The organism is Mesorhizobium sp. M6A.T.Ce.TU.002.03.1.1, assembly GCF_003997275.1.
Lineage (GTDB): Bacteria > Pseudomonadota > Alphaproteobacteria > Rhizobiales > Rhizobiaceae > Mesorhizobium > Mesorhizobium mediterraneum.
In genome coordinates this window covers 1-548 of sequence record NZ_RZTI01000310.1, presented here as the reverse complement: position 1 = coordinate 548, position 548 = coordinate 1, and the positions used below count along the sequence as shown (strand labels likewise).

1 protein-coding gene and 1 pseudogene are annotated in these 548 nt (G+C 66.8%); one reads left to right on the top strand and one right to left on the bottom strand.

Features of this window, described 5'->3' with window-relative positions:
• Positions 1-193 (top strand): GyrI-like domain-containing protein (locus EOC93_RS33695; protein WP_206532311.1); only part of this gene is annotated, 193 nt, incomplete at its 5' end.
• 4 nt (positions 194-197) lie between these two features.
• Here the strand turns inward: EOC93_RS33695 and EOC93_RS33690 are convergent.
• Positions 198-548: pseudogene (locus EOC93_RS33690) on the bottom strand (DSD1 family PLP-dependent enzyme); the annotation flags it as partial.

Here is a 548-nt window from a genome sequence, read left to right as displayed (position 1 = left end):
GAAATATGCGGTCTTTGCCCACCGCGAACACATCTCGACCATCCGCCGTACGGTCAATACGATCTGGAACAAATGGCTGCCGGCCTCCGGGCATGAGATCGCGGACGCGCCGGAATTCGAACGCTACGGCCCTGAATTCGACCCGCGCAGCGGCAAGGGCGGGCTGGAGATATGGATACCGGTGAAGGCGTAGTCGGTCAGGCCATCGGCAGCGCCGGCCAGCGATCGGCGATCCGGCCGCCGGAAAACACCGCGATCGACCCGAACTGCTGCAGCACGGCTTCGCTCTGCGTCGGCCTTAGAAACGCGTAGTCGCCGGGCTTTGCGGTCGCGTCGGCGGGCAAGCCCATGAATTGCTGGTTGGAGGACAGGCCGAGCAGCCCGTTCGCCTTCATGCCTTCGGGGAAGACCGGCTCGGCCATCCACTTGCCGCCATAGAGGTAGCAGCCCTTGCGCGGGAAGCGGCCGAGCGCCTGCAGCAGGCGGGTGACGGCCGGCGGGCCGGGCAGCATCGGCTCCGCCCCTTTCTGGGTCGGCGTGGCGGTGAA